This is a genomic window from Streptomyces canus, from assembly GCF_041435015.1.
Lineage (GTDB): Bacteria > Actinomycetota > Actinomycetes > Streptomycetales > Streptomycetaceae > Streptomyces > Streptomyces canus_G.
The window spans coordinates 739986-758635 of sequence record NZ_CP107989.1; the positions used below are offsets into that span (position 1 = coordinate 739986).

Annotated in this window: 16 protein-coding genes; 11 read left to right on the plus strand and 5 right to left on the minus strand. The window is 72.1% G+C overall.

Annotation, left to right across the window (positions count from 1 at the left end; all coding sequences use genetic code 11):
- Positions 1 to 167: 167 nt before the first annotated feature.
- Positions 168 to 1388 carry an acyl-CoA dehydrogenase family protein gene (locus OG841_RS03570; protein WP_371563350.1) on the minus strand — a complete coding sequence of 407 codons (1221 nt, stop codon included), beginning with the start codon at positions 1386 to 1388 and terminating at the stop codon, positions 168 to 170.
- Between the two features lie 219 nt (positions 1389 to 1607).
- Here OG841_RS03570 and OG841_RS03575 point away from each other — a divergent pair, with 219 nt between their 5' ends.
- The 7 genes from OG841_RS03575 to OG841_RS03605 all read left to right on the plus strand — a co-directional run bounded on the left by OG841_RS03575 (position 1608) and on the right by OG841_RS03605 (position 9275).
- Positions 1608 to 2432: an enoyl-CoA hydratase/isomerase family protein gene (locus OG841_RS03575; protein ID WP_371563353.1), complete on the plus strand. Its 825-nt coding sequence runs from the start codon at positions 1608 to 1610 to the stop codon at positions 2430 to 2432.
- A 126-nt stretch (positions 2433 to 2558) separates the two neighbouring features.
- Positions 2559 to 3191 carry a hypothetical protein gene (locus tag OG841_RS03580; protein WP_371563356.1) on the plus strand — a complete coding sequence of 211 codons (633 nt, stop codon included), beginning with the start codon at positions 2559 to 2561 and terminating at the stop codon, positions 3189 to 3191.
- Positions 3188 to 5782 carry a putative PEP-binding protein gene (locus tag OG841_RS03585; RefSeq protein WP_328642825.1) on the plus strand — a complete coding sequence of 865 codons (2595 nt, stop codon included), beginning with the start codon at positions 3188 to 3190 and terminating at the stop codon, positions 5780 to 5782. The genes OG841_RS03580 and OG841_RS03585 overlap by 4 nt, the downstream gene beginning before the upstream one ends.
- Positions 5779 to 6909, plus strand: coding sequence for an acyl-CoA dehydrogenase family protein (locus OG841_RS03590; protein WP_371563360.1), 1131 nt, complete (start codon positions 5779 to 5781; stop codon positions 6907 to 6909). Before OG841_RS03585 ends, OG841_RS03590 begins: the two co-directional genes overlap by 4 nt.
- 69 nt (positions 6910 to 6978) lie before the next feature.
- Positions 6979 to 7398 (plus strand): Zn-ribbon domain-containing OB-fold protein, encoded by a 420-nt coding sequence (locus OG841_RS03595; protein ID WP_328642823.1) that lies wholly within the window; start codon positions 6979 to 6981, stop codon positions 7396 to 7398.
- On the plus strand, positions 7395 to 8549 hold the full coding sequence (locus OG841_RS03600) for a thiolase family protein (RefSeq protein ID WP_371563364.1): 1155 nt from the start codon (positions 7395 to 7397) through the stop codon (positions 8547 to 8549). Before OG841_RS03595 ends, OG841_RS03600 begins: the two co-directional genes overlap by 4 nt.
- Before the next feature lie 21 nt (positions 8550 to 8570).
- Positions 8571 to 9275, plus strand: coding sequence for an SDR family NAD(P)-dependent oxidoreductase (locus OG841_RS03605; protein WP_328642821.1), 705 nt, complete (start codon positions 8571 to 8573; stop codon positions 9273 to 9275).
- A gap of 59 nt (positions 9276 to 9334) precedes the next feature.
- On the opposite strand, the gene OG841_RS03610 is transcribed toward OG841_RS03605, so the two are convergent.
- Positions 9335 to 9988, minus strand: coding sequence for a TetR/AcrR family transcriptional regulator (locus tag OG841_RS03610; RefSeq protein ID WP_328642820.1), 654 nt, complete (start codon positions 9986 to 9988; stop codon positions 9335 to 9337).
- 120 nt (positions 9989 to 10108) lie between these two features.
- Between OG841_RS03610 and OG841_RS03615 the strand changes: the two genes are divergently transcribed.
- On the plus strand, positions 10109 to 10720 hold the full coding sequence (locus OG841_RS03615; protein ID WP_371563369.1) for a TetR/AcrR family transcriptional regulator: 612 nt from the start codon (positions 10109 to 10111) through the stop codon (positions 10718 to 10720).
- 42 nt (positions 10721 to 10762) lie between these two features.
- Here OG841_RS03615 and OG841_RS03620 read toward each other — a convergent pair whose 3' ends face one another.
- From OG841_RS03620 to OG841_RS03630, 3 genes are read right to left on the minus strand one after another with little or no spacing between them, the layout of a single operon-like run.
- A complete protein-coding gene (locus tag OG841_RS03620; RefSeq protein WP_371563372.1) occupies positions 10763 to 12169 on the minus strand; it encodes a dihydrolipoamide acetyltransferase family protein in 1407 nt (468 codons plus the stop codon).
- 5 nt (positions 12170 to 12174) lie between these two features.
- Positions 12175 to 13200 carry an alpha-ketoacid dehydrogenase subunit beta gene (locus OG841_RS03625; RefSeq protein WP_371563376.1) on the minus strand — a complete coding sequence of 342 codons (1026 nt, stop codon included), beginning with the start codon at positions 13198 to 13200 and terminating at the stop codon, positions 12175 to 12177.
- A gap of 5 nt (positions 13201 to 13205) precedes the next feature.
- Complete coding sequence (locus tag OG841_RS03630; RefSeq protein WP_328642816.1) at positions 13206 to 14216, minus strand: thiamine pyrophosphate-dependent dehydrogenase E1 component subunit alpha; 1011 nt, start codon at positions 14214 to 14216, stop codon at positions 13206 to 13208.
- A 533-nt stretch (positions 14217 to 14749) separates the two neighbouring features.
- On the opposite strand from OG841_RS03630, the gene OG841_RS03635 reads away from it, so the two are divergent.
- From OG841_RS03635 to OG841_RS03645, 3 genes are read left to right on the plus strand one after another with little or no spacing between them, the layout of a single operon-like run.
- The gene (locus OG841_RS03635; RefSeq protein ID WP_371563379.1) at positions 14750 to 16018 is read left to right on the plus strand and encodes an aromatic ring-hydroxylating oxygenase subunit alpha; all 1269 of its coding nucleotides are present in this window, start codon (positions 14750 to 14752) and stop codon (positions 16016 to 16018) included.
- Between the two features lie 29 nt (positions 16019 to 16047).
- Positions 16048 to 16839, plus strand: coding sequence for an SDR family NAD(P)-dependent oxidoreductase (locus OG841_RS03640; RefSeq protein WP_328642814.1), 792 nt, complete (start codon positions 16048 to 16050; stop codon positions 16837 to 16839).
- A 37-nt stretch (positions 16840 to 16876) separates the two neighbouring features.
- On the plus strand, positions 16877 to 18613 hold the full coding sequence (locus OG841_RS03645) for a PEP-utilizing enzyme (protein WP_328642813.1): 1737 nt from the start codon (positions 16877 to 16879) through the stop codon (positions 18611 to 18613).
- Positions 18614 to 18650 lie beyond the last annotated feature (37 nt).

Below are 18650 nucleotides of genomic sequence, written 5' to 3' on the forward strand. Positions count from 1 at the left end.
ACACATCACCTGGACCGCCTGCGCGCCCGGACGGTCCTGACGATAGTGATGGGCTGCGCCGGTTTCGTCCTGACTGCGGTCGGCGAGGCCCGTCGCGGCGCACTCGGGGCGCCCACCCACGGGGCTGTAGTCAATGAGCAGAAACTACACCCAGGGGTGACAGCCCCTCAGGAGCCGGCTGATCCCGCCGGCCGAGGCTGCCGGTACGGCTTCACCACGCGGCGGGCGATGGCGAACCGGTGGGTCTCGGACGGGCCGTCGTAGATCCGGAACGGCCGCACCTCCCGGATCAGCCGCGCCAGCGGGGCGTCCGACGCCGAGATGCCGAGCGCCCCGCAGATCTGCACGGACCGGTCGACCACCCGGCCCACCGCCTCCGCCACGAAGACCTTGGACACCGAGGAGAACTGCGCGGCGGCCCTGGAGCCGGTGTCCAACTCCCATGCGGTACGCCAGATCAGCGCGCGGCTCGCCTCGATGTCGATCTCGGAGTCCGCGAGCATCTGCTGCACCATGCCGAGGTCCCCCAGCAGTGAGCCGAAGGCCTCGCGGCTCCCCGCGTGTTCGAGTGCGACGTCCTGGGCGCGGCGTGCGGACCCGAGCCAGCGCATGCAGTGCGTCAGCCGGGCGGGGCCGAGGCGGACCTGGGCGTTCTCGAAGCCCCGGTCCACCTGGCCGAGCACCTGATCCTCGGCCACCACGCAGTCCTCGAACACGATCTCGCCGTGACCGGCGAAGAAACTCTCGTCCAGGGTGTCGATGTTCCTGACGACGCGCATGCCTGGGGTGCCGGCGTCGACGAGGAACATGGTCGCGCCGCCCGGGCTGCCGGGACCGCCCTCGGTGCGCGCCATCACGATGGTGAAGTCGGCACCGGCGGCCCCGGTGATGAACCACTTGCGCCCGTCGATGCGCCAGCCGCCGGGAACCCGTACCGCCGTGGTCCGCAGCGCGCGGGGGTCGGCTCCGGCGCCCGGTGCCGGTTCGGTCATCGCGAAGCACGAACGGTACTCACCAGCGGCCAACGGGCGCAGATAGCGCTCCTGCTGCTCCTCGGTGGCCACCTTCTCCAGCAGATGCATGTTGCCCTCGTCCGGAGCCGCGCAGTTCAGCGCCAGCGGGCCGAGCACCGAGTACCCGGCGGCCTCGAACACCACGGCCTGCCCCCGCAGGTCCAGGCCGTGTCCGCCCCACCGTTCGGGAAGGTGCGGCGCGAAGACGCCCGCCTCACGGGCGCCCTTCTGCAGGGCCTCCCGCAGCGCGTGCGGAGCGTCGTGGACGGACCCGCCGCACTCGCGCTCGGCCGGGATCACCACGTCGCGGACGAACTCGGCGGTGGCCTCGGCGAGCCGGGCGACGGACGGATCGACATCGAACTGGATCGGCATGGTTCCTCCGGCCGACGGGCGTACGGGCGCCGGTGCCCGTCGCGTCGTAGAAACTGTACAACGGGTCAAGTATCTTTCCCGAGGGGTGACAGTAATCCTCTTCTGAAGAGCCTTCATTTGTGACCAGAAGACGACCTACGGTCACCGAAACTTGAGGGCGGGCCCAGTATGTGAGCCCGATCCCCGACGAGCTGTGCCAACGATGGGAGAAGACCTCCGATGAGCACCCAACCGGTCCGGGTCGTCCGCCACTGCGCCGGGATCGTCGAACTGCTGCTGGACGATCCCGGCCGCGGAAACGCCCTGGACCTTCCGACCGCCGAGGCGCTGCGGGACGCGGCCGCCGACATCGCCCACGACCCCGGCGGCGCGGTCCTGCTGCGGGCGGCGGGCGGGAACTTCTGCGTCGGCGGCGACCTGCGCGCCTTCGCCGGCCGGGGCACGGAAACCGGCTCCTACGTGCACGCGGTCGCGACCGCCGCCCACGCGGCCGTGCAGACCCTGCACGAGTTGCCCGTGCCGGTGGTGACCGCCGTGCGCGGCGCCGCGGCGGGTGGCGGGGTAGGGCTCGCACTGACGGGCGACATCGTGGTGGCGGCCCGGTCGGCACGCTTCCGGCTGGCCTACACGGCGATCGGGCTCACCCCGGACTGCGGCGCGTCCTGGGTGCTGCACCGCCTGCTGGGCCCACGACGGGCCGCGGACCTGGTCCTCACCAACCGGGTGCTGACCGGCGACGACGCCGAGGGCTGGGGCCTGGTGTCCCGGGTCGTGGAGGACGCCGAACTGGACGACACGGCCTACCGGACGGCCGCCGCCCTGGCCGCGGGAGCAGGGGTCGCGCTACGGGCCGCGAAGGCGCTGTTGCGGGCGGGGGCCGAAACGCCGCTGGAGGAGCAACTCGCCGAGGAGGCGCGCTCCATAGCCGTCCTGGCGGGCGGCACGGAGGCGCAGGCGGCGATGGAGTCCTTCCTCGCCGCCCGGTCCCGCGCCAAGGCGTCGGCCGAGCGGTCGGCAGACCCGGAGCCGCAAAGTGTTTCTTGAGTTCCTCTTCACTAACAGGGTCGCTGGAGCGTAACCTCCGGGCAACACAGATCGCAGTTCCCTGCGACCCGGCATCCGTCGCCGCGCGGCCTGAGTCCGCGCCCCCACAGGAACAAAGGTGTGGAGATGCATTCTGCTGCCGCGGAGCGGACAGACACCATCGACCCGTCCCTCGCCGACGCCGTCATCGACCTCGTCCTGCGCGGCATGTGGCGCGGTACGCAGGAGTCCGTGCACCGCCCGCTGGTCGACGCCGGGCTCGCCATGGTGAAGGGCCCGATGGTGCTGCCCACCGAGTCCGCCAAGCAGGCCGCAGCGCAGATGCTGCGGATCCCGGCCGGCTCCAGGCAGGAAGCGCAGATCACCGCGGTCTACGAGGCGTTCCTTCCGGTCAACAGGAAGATCCGCGAGGTCTGCACGGCCTGGCAGTGCCGCCCCGACGGCAGCGTCAACGACCACGGCGACAGCGTCTACGACGCCGAGGTGCGCGAGCTGCTGGAGGACGTGCACGAGGCCATCCAGCCGGTGCTGCGCAGGCTGGAGCGGCTGCTCGCGGACAGCGGCCGTTATCTGACCGGTCTGGAGGAGGCTCTCGACCGGTTCGACGACGGCGACCCGCGGTGGCTGGCCTCGCCCCTGTGCGACTCGTACCACACCGTGTGGATGCGGCTGCACCAGGAACTGCTGCTGGTCCTGGGCATCAGCCGCGCCGACGACGAGGCCCGCGAGGAGCAGCTCGTCCGAGGGAGCCAGGGGTGAACATCACCGACCACCGCCCCGGCGTCGACGCGCCGCAGCAGGCCCCCGGCCTCGCCCTGGTGCCCTACGGCCAGGGACGGACCCGCGGACTGGACGCGGACGCGCTGGGCACGCACGGCGTCGCGATGGACCGGCTGGTGGCCCTCGGGCTGACGGTGGTGCCGGGACTGACCGTGCCCGCGGGCGCCGCGGCCTCGCTGGCCGATCCCGGGACCGCCCGTGCGGCCGTCGAACTCGTCGAGCAGTTGGCCGGGCGCCGCATCGGCGACTCCGCGAGGCCGCTGCTGCTGCGGCTGTCGGCGAGCGGTCCGACGGACATCGCGGGGCTCCCGCCCGATCTCGCCTGTCTCGGAGTCACCCCCGACAGCGCCGGGGACCTGTGCTCCGTCATCGGCCGCGCGGACGCGCTGGACGAGGTCTGGGCGGCCACGGTGCGGATGATCGCCGAGTACGGCCTCGACGTACCGGCCGTGCTGCTGGACGACGCCCTCCTCGACAGCCCCGCGCCCCGCGCCCGCGTCGAGGCACTGTTCTCCCTGGTCGCTCGACATGCCGCGCGACCCTTCCCCGACGACCCGGCCGAGCAGCTCGCGCTGGCCGCCCGCGCGGTCCTCGCCCGCTGGGACTCGCCGCGGGCCCGAAGGGCGCGCAAGGCCCAGAAGCTTCCCGCCGACCTGGACATCGCGCTGCATGTCCAGGCGCTGCGCATCGGTCCCGCCGACCGCTCCGGCTACGGCACGGCGGTCAGCCGCCACCCCGAGACCGGCCGCTTCTCTCCGCAGGGCTCGTTCTTCCGGGGCGTACGCCGCAGCGCACCGCCCCCGCACACCGGCGAACCGCTGGAGAAGCTCGCGGGCGGCACGGTGCTCCTCGAGCATGCCCTGCTCACTCTCGAACGCCACCTGCACGCGCCCGTGTCCGTCGACTTCGAGGTGCGCGACGGCGAGCTCTCGCTGCTCGCCGCCTCGGCGCAGAGCCGCCCGCCGCTGCGCGCCTCGGTGTGCCTGGCGGTCGACCTGGTCCGTGACGGCGCCCTCGACAAGGACGCGGCGGTACGCCGGATCGGCCCCGCCCAGGTGCAGGAACTCCTGCACCCTCAGCTGAAGTTGACCGGCGACGAGGAACTTCTGGCACGGGGTCTGCCCGCGTCCCCGGGCGCCGCGACGGGCACGGTCGCCCTGTCCGGCGAACGCGCCCTCGAACTGGCTGCCGAAGGCGCGCACGCCGTCCTGGTGATGCACGAGACCACACCGGCCGACGTCCCCGGGATGCTGGCCGCCACCGCGGTGCTGACCGGCAGCGGCGGCATCGCCTCGCACGCGGCCGTGGTGGCGCGGGGCGCCGGCAAGCCGGCGGTCTGCGGCGTCGAGGGGCTGCGGGTGGACAAGGCGGCCGGCACGGCACGGATCGGGGAGCGAGTGCTGCGCGAGGGCGACGCGGTGTCGCTCGACGGCCGTACCGGCGCGGTGTACGCCGGAACGCTCAGTGTCAGCGTCGCCGGACCGCCGCCGGCGCTGTCCACCCTGCTCGAGTGGGCGGACGACGTGCGGCGGCTAGGGGTACGGGTCAACGCCGACACCGCGGCGGAGGTGACCACGGCCGTCGCGCTGGGCGCGGAGGGGGTGGGCCTGTGCCGTACCGAGCACCAGTTCCTCGGCGACCGGCTGCCCCTGATCCGCAGTGTCATCCTGGCCGCCGACGCGGCGGCTCGCGACGATGCGCTGCTCGCCCTGGAGCACGCACAGCACGAGGACTTCAAGGCGCTGCTGGCCGCCGTCGGGGACCGCCCGGTGACCGTGCGTCTGCTGGATGCCCCCCTGCACGAGTTCCTGCCCGCTCCGGGCGAGGCCGGGGACGCGGCGGCCGAGCAGCGGGCCGCGTCCCTGCGCGAGGCCAACCCCATGCTCGGGCTGCGCGGGGTACGCCTGGCGCTGCTCCACGAGCGGCTGTACCCGGCGCAGGCGGAAGCCCTGTTCTCCGCCTGGGTGGAGGTCGCCGCCACCGGCGTCCGCCCCCAGCTGGAGGTGATGATCCCACTGGTCAGCCTGCCGGAGGAACTTCAGGCCGCCGCGGCCTTCGTGCGCGACGCCGCCGAGACGGTGGCCGCACGCACCGGGGTCCGGGTGCCGTACCGGCTCGGCACGATGATCGAGACACCGCGCGCGGCCCTGCTGGCCGGCGAACTCGCCGAGCACGCCGAGTTCTTCTCCTTCGGCACCAACGACCTCACCCAGCTCACCTACGGGTTCTCCCGGGACGATGTGGAGCGCCAGGTGCTCGCCTCCTACCAGGAGCGCGGATTCCTCACCGCCAGCCCGTTCGCCCGGCTCGATCCGCACGGCGTCGGCGCGCTGATCGCCCTGGCCGTGGAAAAGGCCAGGAGCGTACGGCCGGACATCAAGCTCGGCGTGTGCGGTGAGCACGGCGGGGACCCCGAGTCGATCGCGTTCTGCGACGACCTCGGGCTGGACTACGTCTCCTGCTCCGCGCACCGCGTGCCGGTCGCCCGGATGGCGGCGGCACACAGCGCGCTGCGCGAAGGCAAGAGTCGTAGCGCAAGCGGAAGCAACGAGAACGGGGCACCGGCATGACGACCACCGTGACCGGCCCCGTCGCCGGAACGACCGAGGCCTCGGAGGCCGAACTCGAGGATCTGCGCGCGACCGTGCGGTCCGTGTGCGCGGACGCGGGCGGCATCGCCGCGGTGCGCCGGCTCGACGAGCACGCCCCCGGCATCGACGCCGAACTCTGGGACACGCTCGGCCGGCAGGTGGGCCTCGCGGCCCTCGGACTGCCGGACGCGGTGGGAGGCATCGGCGGCCTCGCGGAGATCGCCGTGGTCTGCGAGGAACTGGGCAGAACGTCGGCCGCCGTGCCGCTGCTGTCCTCCACCGTGCTCGCCGGGCAGGTGCTGGCCGGCTGCGGCACGGCCGAAGCGCCGCTGGCGGCGGTGGCCGACGGCACGGTGCACGCCCTGGCCGTGGTCGCGCCCGACGGCGTGTGGCGGCCGGACGCCGTGCCGGTCGGCGTCACCTGGCAGGGCAGCACCCCGACGCTGGACGGCATCGCACCCTTCGTGCTCGACGGCGCCGACGCGGAGGCCCTGGTGGTCGCGGCCGCCGGCCCCGACGGCGTGGACCTCTTCCTCGCCGACCCGCGCGGGCCGGGCGTGACGGTCCGCCGGGTGCCCACGCTGGACCTGAGCCGGGGCCAGGCCGTGGTCACCTTCACCGCTGCCCCGGCACGTGCGCTGACCGCCGGGGGCGAAGGGACGGACGTCGTCACCCGCGCCCTCGACGTGGCCTTCGTGGCGCTGGCCGCCGAACAGCTCGGCGGGGCGCAGGCGGCCCTGGACATGACGGTGGCGCATGTGCGGGACCGTGCGCAGTTCGGCCGGGCGATCGGCAGCTTCCAGGCGATCAAGCACACCTGCGCGGACATGCTGCTCCAGGTCGAGTCCGCACGGTCCGCGGTGGTCCGGGCGGTACGGGCGGCCGACTCGCCCGAAGCGCTCGCGGAGGCCGCGGCGGTGGCGCAGTCCTGGTGCGGCGAGGCGTTCACGTACGTCGCCGCCGAGTGCGTCCAGTTGCACGGCGGGATGGGCTTCACCTGGGAGCACGACGCGCATCTGTACTTCCGGCGCGCGCAGTCCGACGCCGTGCTGCTGGGCGGCGCGGCCCACCACCGGGAACGACTCGCCGGGCTCCTGAGCTGGTGACCGCGGGACGGAAGCGACCGGCCACGTCGGAAAGGGCCGACCGGTGACGGCAGGAAGAAGGCGGGCGGCATGACCACCAGACTGATCGACGAAAGCCTCTTCGACGGCGCGGATCCGCCACGCCTCGTGGGCGCGCGCTGCACCGGGTGCCGCACCGTCGTCTTCCCCCGGCAGGACTCCTGCCCCCGGTGCTCGGACGGGGCGATGGCCGCGCACGTACTGCCCGACCGTGGCGAGATCTGGTCGTGGACGGTGCAGGCGTTCCGGCCCAAGGAGCCGTACCGTCCGCCGGCCGGGGGCCACCAGCCGTACGCCCTCGGCTATGTCGACCTCGGGGAGATCCTGGTCGAGGCACGCCTCGACATACCCCGCCGGCTGATCCGGATCGGGCTGCCGGTCCGGCTGACAACGGTGGAGGCCTACCGCGACGAGGACGGGACCCAGATCCTGACCTTCGCCTTCGGCGCGGCTGCCGAGGACGAGCGATGAGCCGCTCCGACGAGGTCTACGTGGTCGGATGCGGCATGCATCCCTTCGGCCGGGACGAGACCGTCAGCGGTATGGACATGGCCGAACGGGCGATCCGGGAGGCCCTGGCCGACGCCGGTGTCGCCTGGGCGGACATCGGGTACGCGGCCGGCGGCTCCGACGTGTCCGGCAAGCCCGACACCCTGGTGGGCCGTCTGGGGCTGACCGGTGTGCCGTTCGTCAATGTGCAGAACGGCTGCGCGACCGGCGCCTCGACGGTGCTCGCCGTCGCCAACGCACTGCGGGCGGGCGAGGCGTCGCTCGGACTCGCCGTCGGCTTCGACAAGCACGAACGGGGCGCGTTCCATGTCTCCGCGGCCCGTTACGGACTCGGCGACTGGTACGCGGAGACCGGGATGATGTTGACGACCCAGTTCTTCGCACTGAAGACGCAGCGGTATCTGCACGAGTACGCCGTCCCCGAGCGGGCGTTGGCGACGGTGGCGGCACGCGCCTTCCGCAACGGCTCCCGGCACCCGCTGGCCTGGCGGCGCAAGGAGCTGACGGAGGAGGAGATCCTCGACTCCGCCGAGGTCAGCCCGCCGCTCACCCAGTACATGTTCTGCTCGCCGGGCCAGGGCGCGGCGGCGCTGGTCCTCGCCCGCGGCGACCGCGCCTTCGATCTGTGCGAACGGCCGGTGAAGCTGGCCTCGTTGGCCTTCAGGACCAGACGGTTCGGCTCGTTCGAGGTGTTCGCTCCCTGGCTGCCGCCGGGACCGCACCGCAGCCCCAGCATGGACGCGGCCGAGGCCGTCTTCCGCGGCGCCGGTCTGAGGCCCTCGGACGTCCAGGTCGCGCAGTTGCAGGACACCGACAGCGGTTCCGAGCTGATCCACCTGGCGGAGACCGGGCTGTGCGGGCACGGCGAGCAGCCGGAGCTGCTGGCCTCGGGTTCCACCGACCCCACCGGCCGGATCCCGGTCAACACCGACGGCGGCTGCCTGGCCGGTGGCGAGCCGGTGGGTGCGTCCGGGCTGCGCCAGTTCCACGAGGTGGTACGGCAGTTGCAGGGCCGCGCGCCGGGGGTGCAGGTGCCCGGCGGCCCCCGGGTGGGTTTCACCCATGTGTACGGGGCGCCCGGGATCAGCGCCTGCGCGGTACTGACGGTCTGACCGCAGTCGAAGGGAATCGCCATGAGCGAGAACAGAACCGCCCTGGTCACCGGCGGCGCTCGCGGGATCGGCGTGGAGATCTGCCGGCAACTCGCCCAGCGGGGGCTGCGGGTACTGGTCGCGGCACGGCAGGTGGAGGCAGCCGAGGAGGCGTGCCGCACCATCGGCCCAGGGGCGCTGCCGCTGGCGCTGGACGTGCGTTCCGCGAAGAGCGTCACCGAAGCGGTGCGGGAGGCCGGGGAGCTGACCGGCGGCGGGGTGGACGTGCTGGTGAACAACGCGGGAGTGTCCCTGGACGGCGAGCTGCGGCCCCCGTACGTCGACGAGGAGGTCCTGCGTGCCACCCTGGACGTCAATCTCGTGGGCGCCTGGCGGGTGGCCGAGGCCGTCGTCCCGGGCATGGTGCGGGCCGGCTACGGACGGGTGGTCAACCTCACCAGCTCGTACGGCTCCCTGGCGCTGATGGACTCCGGCCGGCACCCGGCCTACCGCGTCTCCAAGACCGCGCTCAACGCCTTGACACGGATGCTCGCCGGCGAGCTGTCGGGCACGGGGGTCCTGGTCAACGCCGCCGACCCCGGGTGGACCCGCAGCGGCATGGGCGGTCCGTCCGCCCCGCGCGGGCCGGAGGAGGGCGCGGACACCCCCGTCTGGCTGGCGACCCTCCCCGACGGCGACGAGACGACGGGCGGGCTGTTCGCCGGCCGCGAGCCACTGCCCTGGTGAACCAGGTCGGCCGGCCGCCGCCCTGGTGACCGGCTCCGCCGAATCGGGACCGCGGGCGGTCAGGCCGGTGCGGCAGCGCTCCCCTGGTCGGCGGCGACGATGCGCAGCGCCAACGCCCTGACGGCCTCCTGCACGGACCGGGACGGCAGCTCGGACAGCGGCCCGCCCTCCGCCCGCAGCGCGGTGACGAGGATGGTCGTGCTGATCAGCGTGCGCACGGCGAGCGCCTGCGACGCATGTCGCGACTTGGCCGCCCGCGGGTTGCGGGTGGTGCCGTCCGGCAGATAGTCGTACGCCCGCTGGATGTGCCGCTGCTCGAACTCGTCGCGGAGCGCCTTGAGGTTGCCGTTGGCGGAGGCGACCTGGACCTGGTAGAGCCGGGCCTCGTCCGGGTTCTTCTCCACCCAGTCCCACACGGCGTCGATGACCCGCACCAGGCCCTCGGCGTCACCCGGCTCGGACTCCGGCCGGGCCGCCTCCACGACCGCGTTCAGCTGGTCGAAGACCCGCCGCATGGACAGTTCGAGCAGCTCCTCCTTGCCGGCGAAGTGGTAGTAGACGGCCGTGGGCACCACCTGGGCCTCGTCCGCGATGTCCTGCACGCTGGTCTCGGCGAACCCGTTGCGCCCGAACACCCTGACCGCGGCCGCGATGATGTGCTGCCGCCGCGAGGGACGGTGGGCCGGTTGCTTGCCGTTCTGCTTCGTGGCCATGCTGCTCCCTGTATGCCCGACGGTACTCACCATGCTATCCAGTAACTCCGCCTGGTCGGGTCCGTAATTCCTGGTGTCCGTGCGGTACGGGCACGGAAAGATCCCGGCATACTTGACACCATGACTACATCCGGAACCCGCGCCGCTCACCGCCCCTCGCGCAGGCAGTGGGTGATCGAGGCGGCCACGGAGCTGTTCGCCACCCAGCCTCCGGACGAGGTGACGGTGGCCGACATCGCCGCGCGGGCGGAGATGACGTCGGCCGCGGTGTACTACCACTTCTCCTCCAAGGACCAGGTGCTCGTGGAGGGGATGCGGGTGTTCGCCGCGGCGCTGCGTGAGCAGGTGGAGACGCTCGCGGAGACCCCCACGCCGGGCAAGGACATCGGTCCCGCCGTCACGGCGCTGGTGGCCTGGCTGGGCGAACACCGCTCCGCCGCCACCGTCTTCTTCGTGTCCTCGGCCGGCATGAGCCAGGAGGCGGAGGCCCTGCGGCACGAGGTCCGCACGCAGTTGCTGGAGGACCTGGTGCGGCTGGTCCGCAAGGCCAGTGGGCCGGTCACGGACGCGGAGGCGGCGGTGATCGGCCTGGGTGTGCTGGCGCTGCTGGAGACCGCGGCGATCTCACAGGCGCGGGGGGATGAGGCGTACCGCTCCCTGGGCCATCGTTCCTTTCTCCGCGAGGTGGGCCGCCTCGCGGAGCGGATCGCCGATCCGGTGGCGGAGGGCTGAGCGCTCCGCCGGAAGAAAGGGCTGCGGGCCCCGGAGGCGACGTCAGACCAGCAACCTCAACGGTTTGCGCAGCAGTTCACCGAGCGTGCGCAGGTACTCGGCCGCCGGAGCCCCGTCCACGGCACGGTGGTCGAAGGTGAGGCTCAGGGTGAGCACGCGCGTCCGCCGCGGCTGGTCGTCGACCCACTCGACGCCGTCCCTGAGCCTGCCCACGCCAAGGATGGCCACGTTGCCGGGATTGACCACGGGCGTGAAGAAGTCCACGCCGTACCCACCCAGTGAGGTGACGGTGAACGTCGCGCCCTCCAACTGCGCCGGAGAGATGCGCCCGGCGCGGGCGTTCTCGGCCAACTCCCGTGAGCAGCGCGCCATTTCGGGCAGTGACAGATCCGCCGCGTCCTGGATGACCGGGACGAGCAGGCCGTTGGGCACCGCGACCGCGAACCCGAGGTGGATGTCCTCGAACAGGTGGACACCGTCCTCGAGCACTCCCGCGTTGAGCAGCGGATGGTCCCGCAGGGCCAGTGCGGCGGCCTTCATCAGGAAGTCGTTGAGACTGGGCACCGGCAGGTCGCTGTCGGCCCACTCCTGCTTGAGCTGGTCCCGCAGGGCCACGACGGCGTCCATCCGCACTTCGTAGCCGTGTGTCAGCTGGGCCATCTCCTGGAGGCTGGCGTGCATCCGGCGGGCGATGGTGCCGCGCATCCCGGTCAGCGGGATGACGTCCCCGGGCCGCGGCGCGCCGGCCGGGACGCTCCGGCCCACCGGTGCGGGCGCCGGGGTGACGGCATCGAGGTCGGCCCGGCGGATCCGGCCGCCCGCACCGGAGCCGCGCACGTCGGCGAGGTCGATGCCCCGTTCCTTCGCCAGCCGACGGACCAGCGGGGACACGGGCATCACCTGATGGTCGACCGAGCGCGGTTCCACCGGGGAGTCCGCCGCGGCGAGCAGATACTCCACCACGTCCTCGGAGACGATCCGGCCGCCGGGCCCGGTGCCGCGTACGCCGGTGAGGCCGACGCCCGCCTCGGCCGCCACCCGCCGGGCGTTCGGCGAGGCGAGGAGTCTGCCGCCGGACCCGGCCGCGCCGTTGGATGACGGCGCCACGGGCATCACGGCGGCTGCGGCCGAAGCCACCACGGGCTGCGTGTCCGCACCGGACGGGCCGGTCCCGGCCGGCGTCGGCCCATCCCCCGCACCCGGCGGCTGCTCGCCCTCGGCCAGCAGCCAGCCGATGAGCGCCCCGGCCGGGACCGTCGCCCCGGCGGCGACGACGGGGTGGAACAGCCCCCCGGCTTCCGCCTCGACGTCCACGTCGACCTTGTCCGTGGCCAGCCGGAGCAGCGCGTCGCCCTCCATGACGGCGGCGCCGGTCGGCACGAGCCATTCGTCGATCGTGCCCTCCTGCATGGTCAGGCCGATCTTCGGCAGCAGAACCTCGACGGCCATGTCGGTCACGCCCTTTCGAGGAGCTTGCGGCAGCCCTGCGCGATGCGCACGCGGTCGGGTACATAGGCCTTCTCCAGTACCGGCGAGAACGGCACCGGGGAGAAGGGGGCGCCGATGCGCAGGACCGGTGCGTCGAGGTGGTCGAAAGCCGCGTCCTGGATCTGGGCGGCGATCTCCGCGCCGAGTCCGCCGAAGGTCACCGCCTCGTGGACCACGAGGACGCGGTTGGTGCGCCGGACGGAGGCGAACATGGTCTCGGTGTCCAGGGGCTGCACGGTGCGCGGGTCGATCACCTCGACCTCCACTCCTTCGGCGGCGAGTTCGTCGGCCGCCGCGAGGGCCTCGCCCACCATGCGGCCCAGGGCGATGACGGTGACGTCGGAGCCGTGCCGTGCCGTGTGCGCCTGCCCCAGCGGAATGCCGTAGATCTGCTCGGGCACCTCGCTCGTGCTGCCGAGGAGCACCTTGTTGAGCATCACGACGACCGGGTTGTCGTCCCGGATCGCCGACACGGTCAGGCCCTTGGCGGTGTACGCGTCGCACGGCATGACGACCTTGAGGCCGGGGACATGCGCGAGCCAGGCCTCCAGACTCTGGCTGTGCTGGGCGGCGGCGCCGAGGCCCGCGCCGGAGGCGGTGGTGATGGTGAGCGGCACCGAGACGGAGCCGCCGAACATGTACTTCATCTTGGCGGCCTGGTTGACGATCTGGTCCAGGCATACGCCGATGAAGTCCATGAACATCAGGTCGACGACAGGGCGCAGACCCCGGGCGGCCGCGCCCACGCCCAGGCCGACGAGCGCGGCCTCGGAGATCGGGGTGTCGATCATGCGGCGGGGGCCGAACTCGTCGAGCAGGTTGTCGAACATGCGGAAGACGCCGCCGTATCCGGCCACGTCCTCGCCGGCGACGAAGACGTTCTCGTCCTCGCGCATGGCCTGGGCGAGTCCTTCGTTGAAGGCCTTCACGTAGCTGAGCTTGCGGGCCGTGCCGCCCGGGGCGAGGGCCGGTGCTTCGGTGATCGTGGTCATGGCGGTCATCCCGAGTAGACGTTGAGCAGCAGGTCGGCGGTGTCGGGCAGCGGGCCGGCCTCGGCGTAGGCGATGGCCTCGGCGATCTCGTCGCGGGTGCGCTGCCAGGTGTCGTCCAGCTCGGCGCGGGTGGCGGTGCCGTCGGCGAGGGCACGGGCCTCCAGGAGGTCGATGGCGTCGCGGGCCTTCCACTCCGCCACTTCCTCGTCGGAGCGGTACGGGTGGCGCAGTCCCTTGACGCCCTGGTGGTCGTAGTAGCGGTAGGTCTTGGCCTCGATGAACATGGGGCCCTCGCCGGCCCGGGCGCGTGCGACGGCCTCGACGCCGGCCTCGTGGACGGCGAGCGCGTCCATGCCGTCGACGATCACGCTGGGCATGCCGTAGGACGCGGCCCGGTCGGCGACGTCGGTGATCAGCATGTGCTTCGACTGCGGGGTGAACTCGGCGTAGCCGTTGTTCTCGCAGATGAACAGCACCGGCAGGTGCAGGATGGCGGCCATGTTGGCAGCTTCATGGAAGGCGCCGATGTTGGTGGCGCCGTCGCCGAAGAAGGTGACGGCGATGTTGTCCTCGCCTCGGTACTGGGCGGCGAAGGCGGCTCCGACGGCGATCGGGATGCCGGCGCCGACGATGCCGTTGGCGCCGAGCATGCCGAGCGAGACGTCGTTGATGTGCATGCTTCCGCCGCGGCCGAGGCAGGCGCCGGTGACCCGGCCGTAGAGCTCGGCGTACATGTGCTTGAAGCTGACCCCCTTGGCCACGGCGTGTCCGTGTCCGCGGTGGGTGGAGGTGATCTGGTCGTCGTCGCGCAGGGCCGCCATCACGCCCGCGGCCACGGCTTCCTGACCGACGTAGAGATGCAGGAAGCCCGGCAGCTTGCCGGCCTCCATGAGCTTTCCCGCCTCGGTCTCGAACAGCCGGATGCGTACCATGCGCTCGTGCAGATCCCTGACGACCTGCGCGGATGTGTGGTTCGCGGCCGGATCGGCCGACTTCTTCGATGCCCTTTGAGCCATCGTCCGCCCCTTCGCCCCGAGCGAGGTGTTTCCAGCAATCGGACTTTGTTGTGCCGGTCTACAGTAACCAGCAGCGGGCACGTTACTGGAGAGGTTCTCTAATTACTATGCCTCGGTCCGACCAGGCTCCGGATCACCTCCACGCTCGTCGACCGGCTCGAGCGCATGACCTTCCGGTTCGGCCCGGAAACCGACCCGGCGGGCGATCAGCGGCGCGACCGAGGGCGCGACACCGGGACCGGACGACCAGCAGTTCACCACCCGGTCCGGCCGGGATGCCGATGGAGCCCGGGAAGCGGGAGCGAACGGCCCGGTCATGCGAGAGCGACTGGAGCCGTTCCCTAGAAAGATCGAACCGGCTTTGGAGCCCTTTGCCCCGGGTGAAGGTGATGTGACCTGCGGTATACCGAGCGGCAAGTTCCGTACTTTCTATTGACAGACAACACTTACCCCTGTTGTCGTGTCGCTCACAGCCCGGCCGCCGCACCTGAAGCCCCTCGCCGGTTCGCGGCCGAGAGGATTGTGAGGACATCGTGGTCCAGACCAGTTCACCGGAGATCCTGGAGACAGGTGCCGATCGCAGGCCGCCCCCGGCCCCCGAGTACTCCTCGTGGATCAGCCAGGACCGGTCCTCCGATGCCGCCGCCGTCGCGATGCGGCAGGAAGCCGCCGAGCTCGTCGAGCGCGTGCTGGAGCACTACCGCAACAACACGACGCACGAGGCGGACGACCAGTGGACGGAACCGGTCGCCCACTACCTCGACGCCGACCGCTGGCAACGGGAGATGGACGCCGTCCACCGGACCGTCCCGCTGCCGCTCGCCATGTCCGCCGAACTCCCCGGACCGAACACCTACAAGGCACTCGACGTGCTCGGTGTGCCGGTGCTGATCACCCGGGACCGGCAGGGCACCGTCCACGCGATGATCAACGCCTGCCGGCACCGCGGGGCCAAGCTGATCGAGCCGGGTTGCGGGGTCTCCAAGCGGCTGACCTGCCCCTACCACTCCTGGTCCTACGACCTGGCCGGTGAGCTGCGGGGCGTCTACGCCGAGAAGACCTTCGGCGACGTGCCCCGCACCGGGCGCGGTCTCGTACGGCTCCCGGCCGGGGAGCGCGCCGGCATCGTCTTCGTCTCACTGGACCCGGCGGCCGAGCAGGACCTCGACGCCTGGCTCGGGGATCTGCAGCCGCTCCTCGAGGGGCTGCGCCTCGCGGACTGCCACCACTACTCGACCAAGGAGCTGACCAGTCCCAACTGGAAGGTCACGCTCGACGGCTATCTGGAGACGTACCACTTCGCCTCGCTGCACCCGAAGACGGTGTTCGAGACCAACCTCTCGAACATGATGGCGCACGACACCTGGGGCGCCCACCAGCGCATCGCACCGGCCCTGCGTCCCATCGCGCAGGCGGCCGAGCTGCCCGCGGACCGGCGCGATCCCGGAGACTGCGTCGGAGCCATCTACTGGCTCTACCCCGGTCTGGCGATCGCGGGCGGCTGGCGTCACAAGATCGCCGTGTCCCTCGTGCTCCCCCGGACGGCCACCGAGTCGGTGACCCAGCAGATCATCCTGCTGCGCGACCCCGCGGTGACCGAGGAGGAGCGCGCGGCCGCCGACCGGTTCGGCGAGTGGTTCCACGAGGTGGTCCGCGACGAGGACTACGCGACCACCTACGGAGTACAGCAGGGACTTGCGGCCCTGAACGGGACCGACTTCGTCTTCGGACGCAACGAGCCCGGACTCCAGCATTTCCACCGCACCGTTCACGGACACCTGGACAGCAGAGCCGCCAGGTGACGCACCGACAACCCTCGCAGGAGAACAACATGGTGGCTACGGGCAGCCTCGACGGACGTGTCGCGGTGATCACGGGCAGCACACGCAGTATCGGCCGCGCCATCGCCGAGGCCTTCCTGGCCCACGGCGCGACGGTCGTCATCAGCGGCCGCAGCGAGCTCAAGGGCAAGCAGGCCCTGGAGGAACTGGACGCCGGGGACAAGGCGGTCTTCCACCCCTGCGACGCCAACAGCCAGCAGGACATCGAGGCCCTCGCCGACTTCGCCGCCGAGCGCTTCGGCAGGCTCGACATCTGGGTCAACAACGTCGGCGGCACCTCGGGCTTCGCCCCCGTCCACGAGCTCAGCGACGAGGCCTGGCACAACGCCCTCAACCTGAACCTCAACGCCTACTTCTACGGCACCCGCCGCGCACTGCCGACGATGCTGGCGGGCGGCTGGGGACGCGTCATCAACATCTCCTCCGTCGAGGGCAAGCAGGCCAACAAGCCCGCGATCAGCCACTACATCACCAACAAGCACGCCATCCACGGCCTGACCAAGGCGACCGCCTTCGAGTACGGCACCCAGGGCATCACCTGCAACGCCATCTGCCCCGGCGCCGTCGACACCGACCTGATGCGGGCCGCCGGTCCGGCCGCGGCCGAGGCCGAGGGCATCTCGTACGAGGAATGGCTGGGCCGCTTCGCCGAGCACGCCGCCACCAAGCAGATCACCACCGTGGAGCAGGTGGCCGCGGTCGCCTCGCTCCTCGCGAGCGACGCCGGCGCGGGCATCACGGGCACGCTGATCAGCGTGGACGGCGGAACGGCGCAATGGTAGAGACCGGCACCGACACGGACAGCAGGAGATCCTCGGCATGAAGAGCTGGATCACGGACGGGCGCCGCAGTGAGCGGCTGCCCCACTACACCCGCGCCAACGCGGGCGAGACCCTGCCGGAGCCCGCCAGCCCACTGGGCTGGACCCTGGTGTGGGGACGCGGGCTGCAGGGCTGGCGCCGCGGCTTCGTCGGGTTCGGCATCTACCGCGAGGAGGAAGTGGCAGGCCCCTGGCCGCCGTTCGCCGGAATGTTCGGCGGGTACTTCTACCTCAACCTGTCGCACATGCGGCTGTTCGGCATCCGTATGGGGCAGACGGCGGACCAGATCGACACGGCCTTCGTCGGCCAGCGCTCCGACACCCCTGTGTACGTGGCGCATCCGGAGGACGAGGACGCGGAACTGACGGCCAAGGCCGGGGCGACGGTGCAGCGGATGCTGGGACAGACCGGCTTCCCCGAGGCCGACGCCGACCAGGAACGGCTGCGCCGGATCCGCCGCGAGCGGCCCGACCTGACGCGGTTGTCCGCCGCGGAACTCGTGGCACACGCCCGTTCGCTCCTCGACGAGGTGGAGACCACCTTCCAGCGGCACGTCGAGTCGTCGCTGCCGGCGTCCGTCGGACCGGCCATCCTCGGTCCGCTGTGCGCGGGCCTGGACCGGCCCGGCGCCATGCTGGACCTCATCGGCGGACTCGGTGACGTCGACTCGGCCTCCCCCTCCACCGGGCTGTGGGCACTGTCCCGCCAAGTGGTGGCCTCGACCGAGCTGACCGCGCTGTTCGACCGGGGTACGGCGGCAGTGGAGCGGGCGCTGGACGGGGCGAGCGGGGACGTGAAGGCGTTCCGGGACGCCTTCGAGGAGTTCCTGGCCGCGTCCGGTGACCGGGGCCCCAACGAGTGGGACATCCACGCACTGTCCTGGGAGGCGGCACCGGTCCAGGCCCTGGCTCTCGTCGACCGCATCCGGCACAGCCCGGACGACGACTCCCCGGCCGAGCGCCACCGGCGGCTGACCGAGCGCCGCGAACGGCTCGCGAAGGAGATCCGGGACGCCCTCCCCGAGGACGCCCAGCCGATGTTCGACGCCGGCATGCACGCCTCCCAGGTGTGGATCCCGGCCCGCGAGCGGACCAAGGCGAACTGCGTGACCGTCATCAACGAGATCCGGATGGCGGTACGGGAACTGGGCCGCCGCGGGGTCGGGGCGGGGCTCTTCGCCGAGCCCGAGGACGTGATGATGCTGCTGGAGAGCGAGCTCGACGACTACGTCGCCGACCCGGGGCGCTTCGGCCCCGTCATCGCGCAGCGGCTTGGGGAGTACGCCGGGCTGCGGGAGCTGGAACCGCCCTTCTTCGTCGCCCAGGACGCCCAGACGGCGATCGACACCTGGCCGCGGCGCAGCGAGGACGGGATCACGTCCGCCGGTGAAGGCGATGTGCTGACGGGTGTCGGCGGCAGCCAGGGCACCTACACCGGCCGGGTGCGGGTGGTCACCGACCCGGCCTCATGCGAGGCGCTGGAGCCGGGCGAGGTGCTGGTGGCACCGATCACCGACGCGGCCTGGACACCGCTGTTCCTGGTCGCCGGGGCGGCCGTGGTGGACGTGGGCGCGCTCAACAGCCACGCCGTCGTGGTCTGCCGGGAGCTGGGCATCCCGGCCGTCATCTCGGTCGAGGGCGGTACCCGGCGGCTGCGGGACGGCATGGTGATCACGGTCGACGGCACCAAGGGCACGGTCACCGTGGACGGCGTCCCGGCGGCACTCGCCGTCTGAACGGCCCACGGGCCCGGCGTTCCTTCCTGACAGGGGG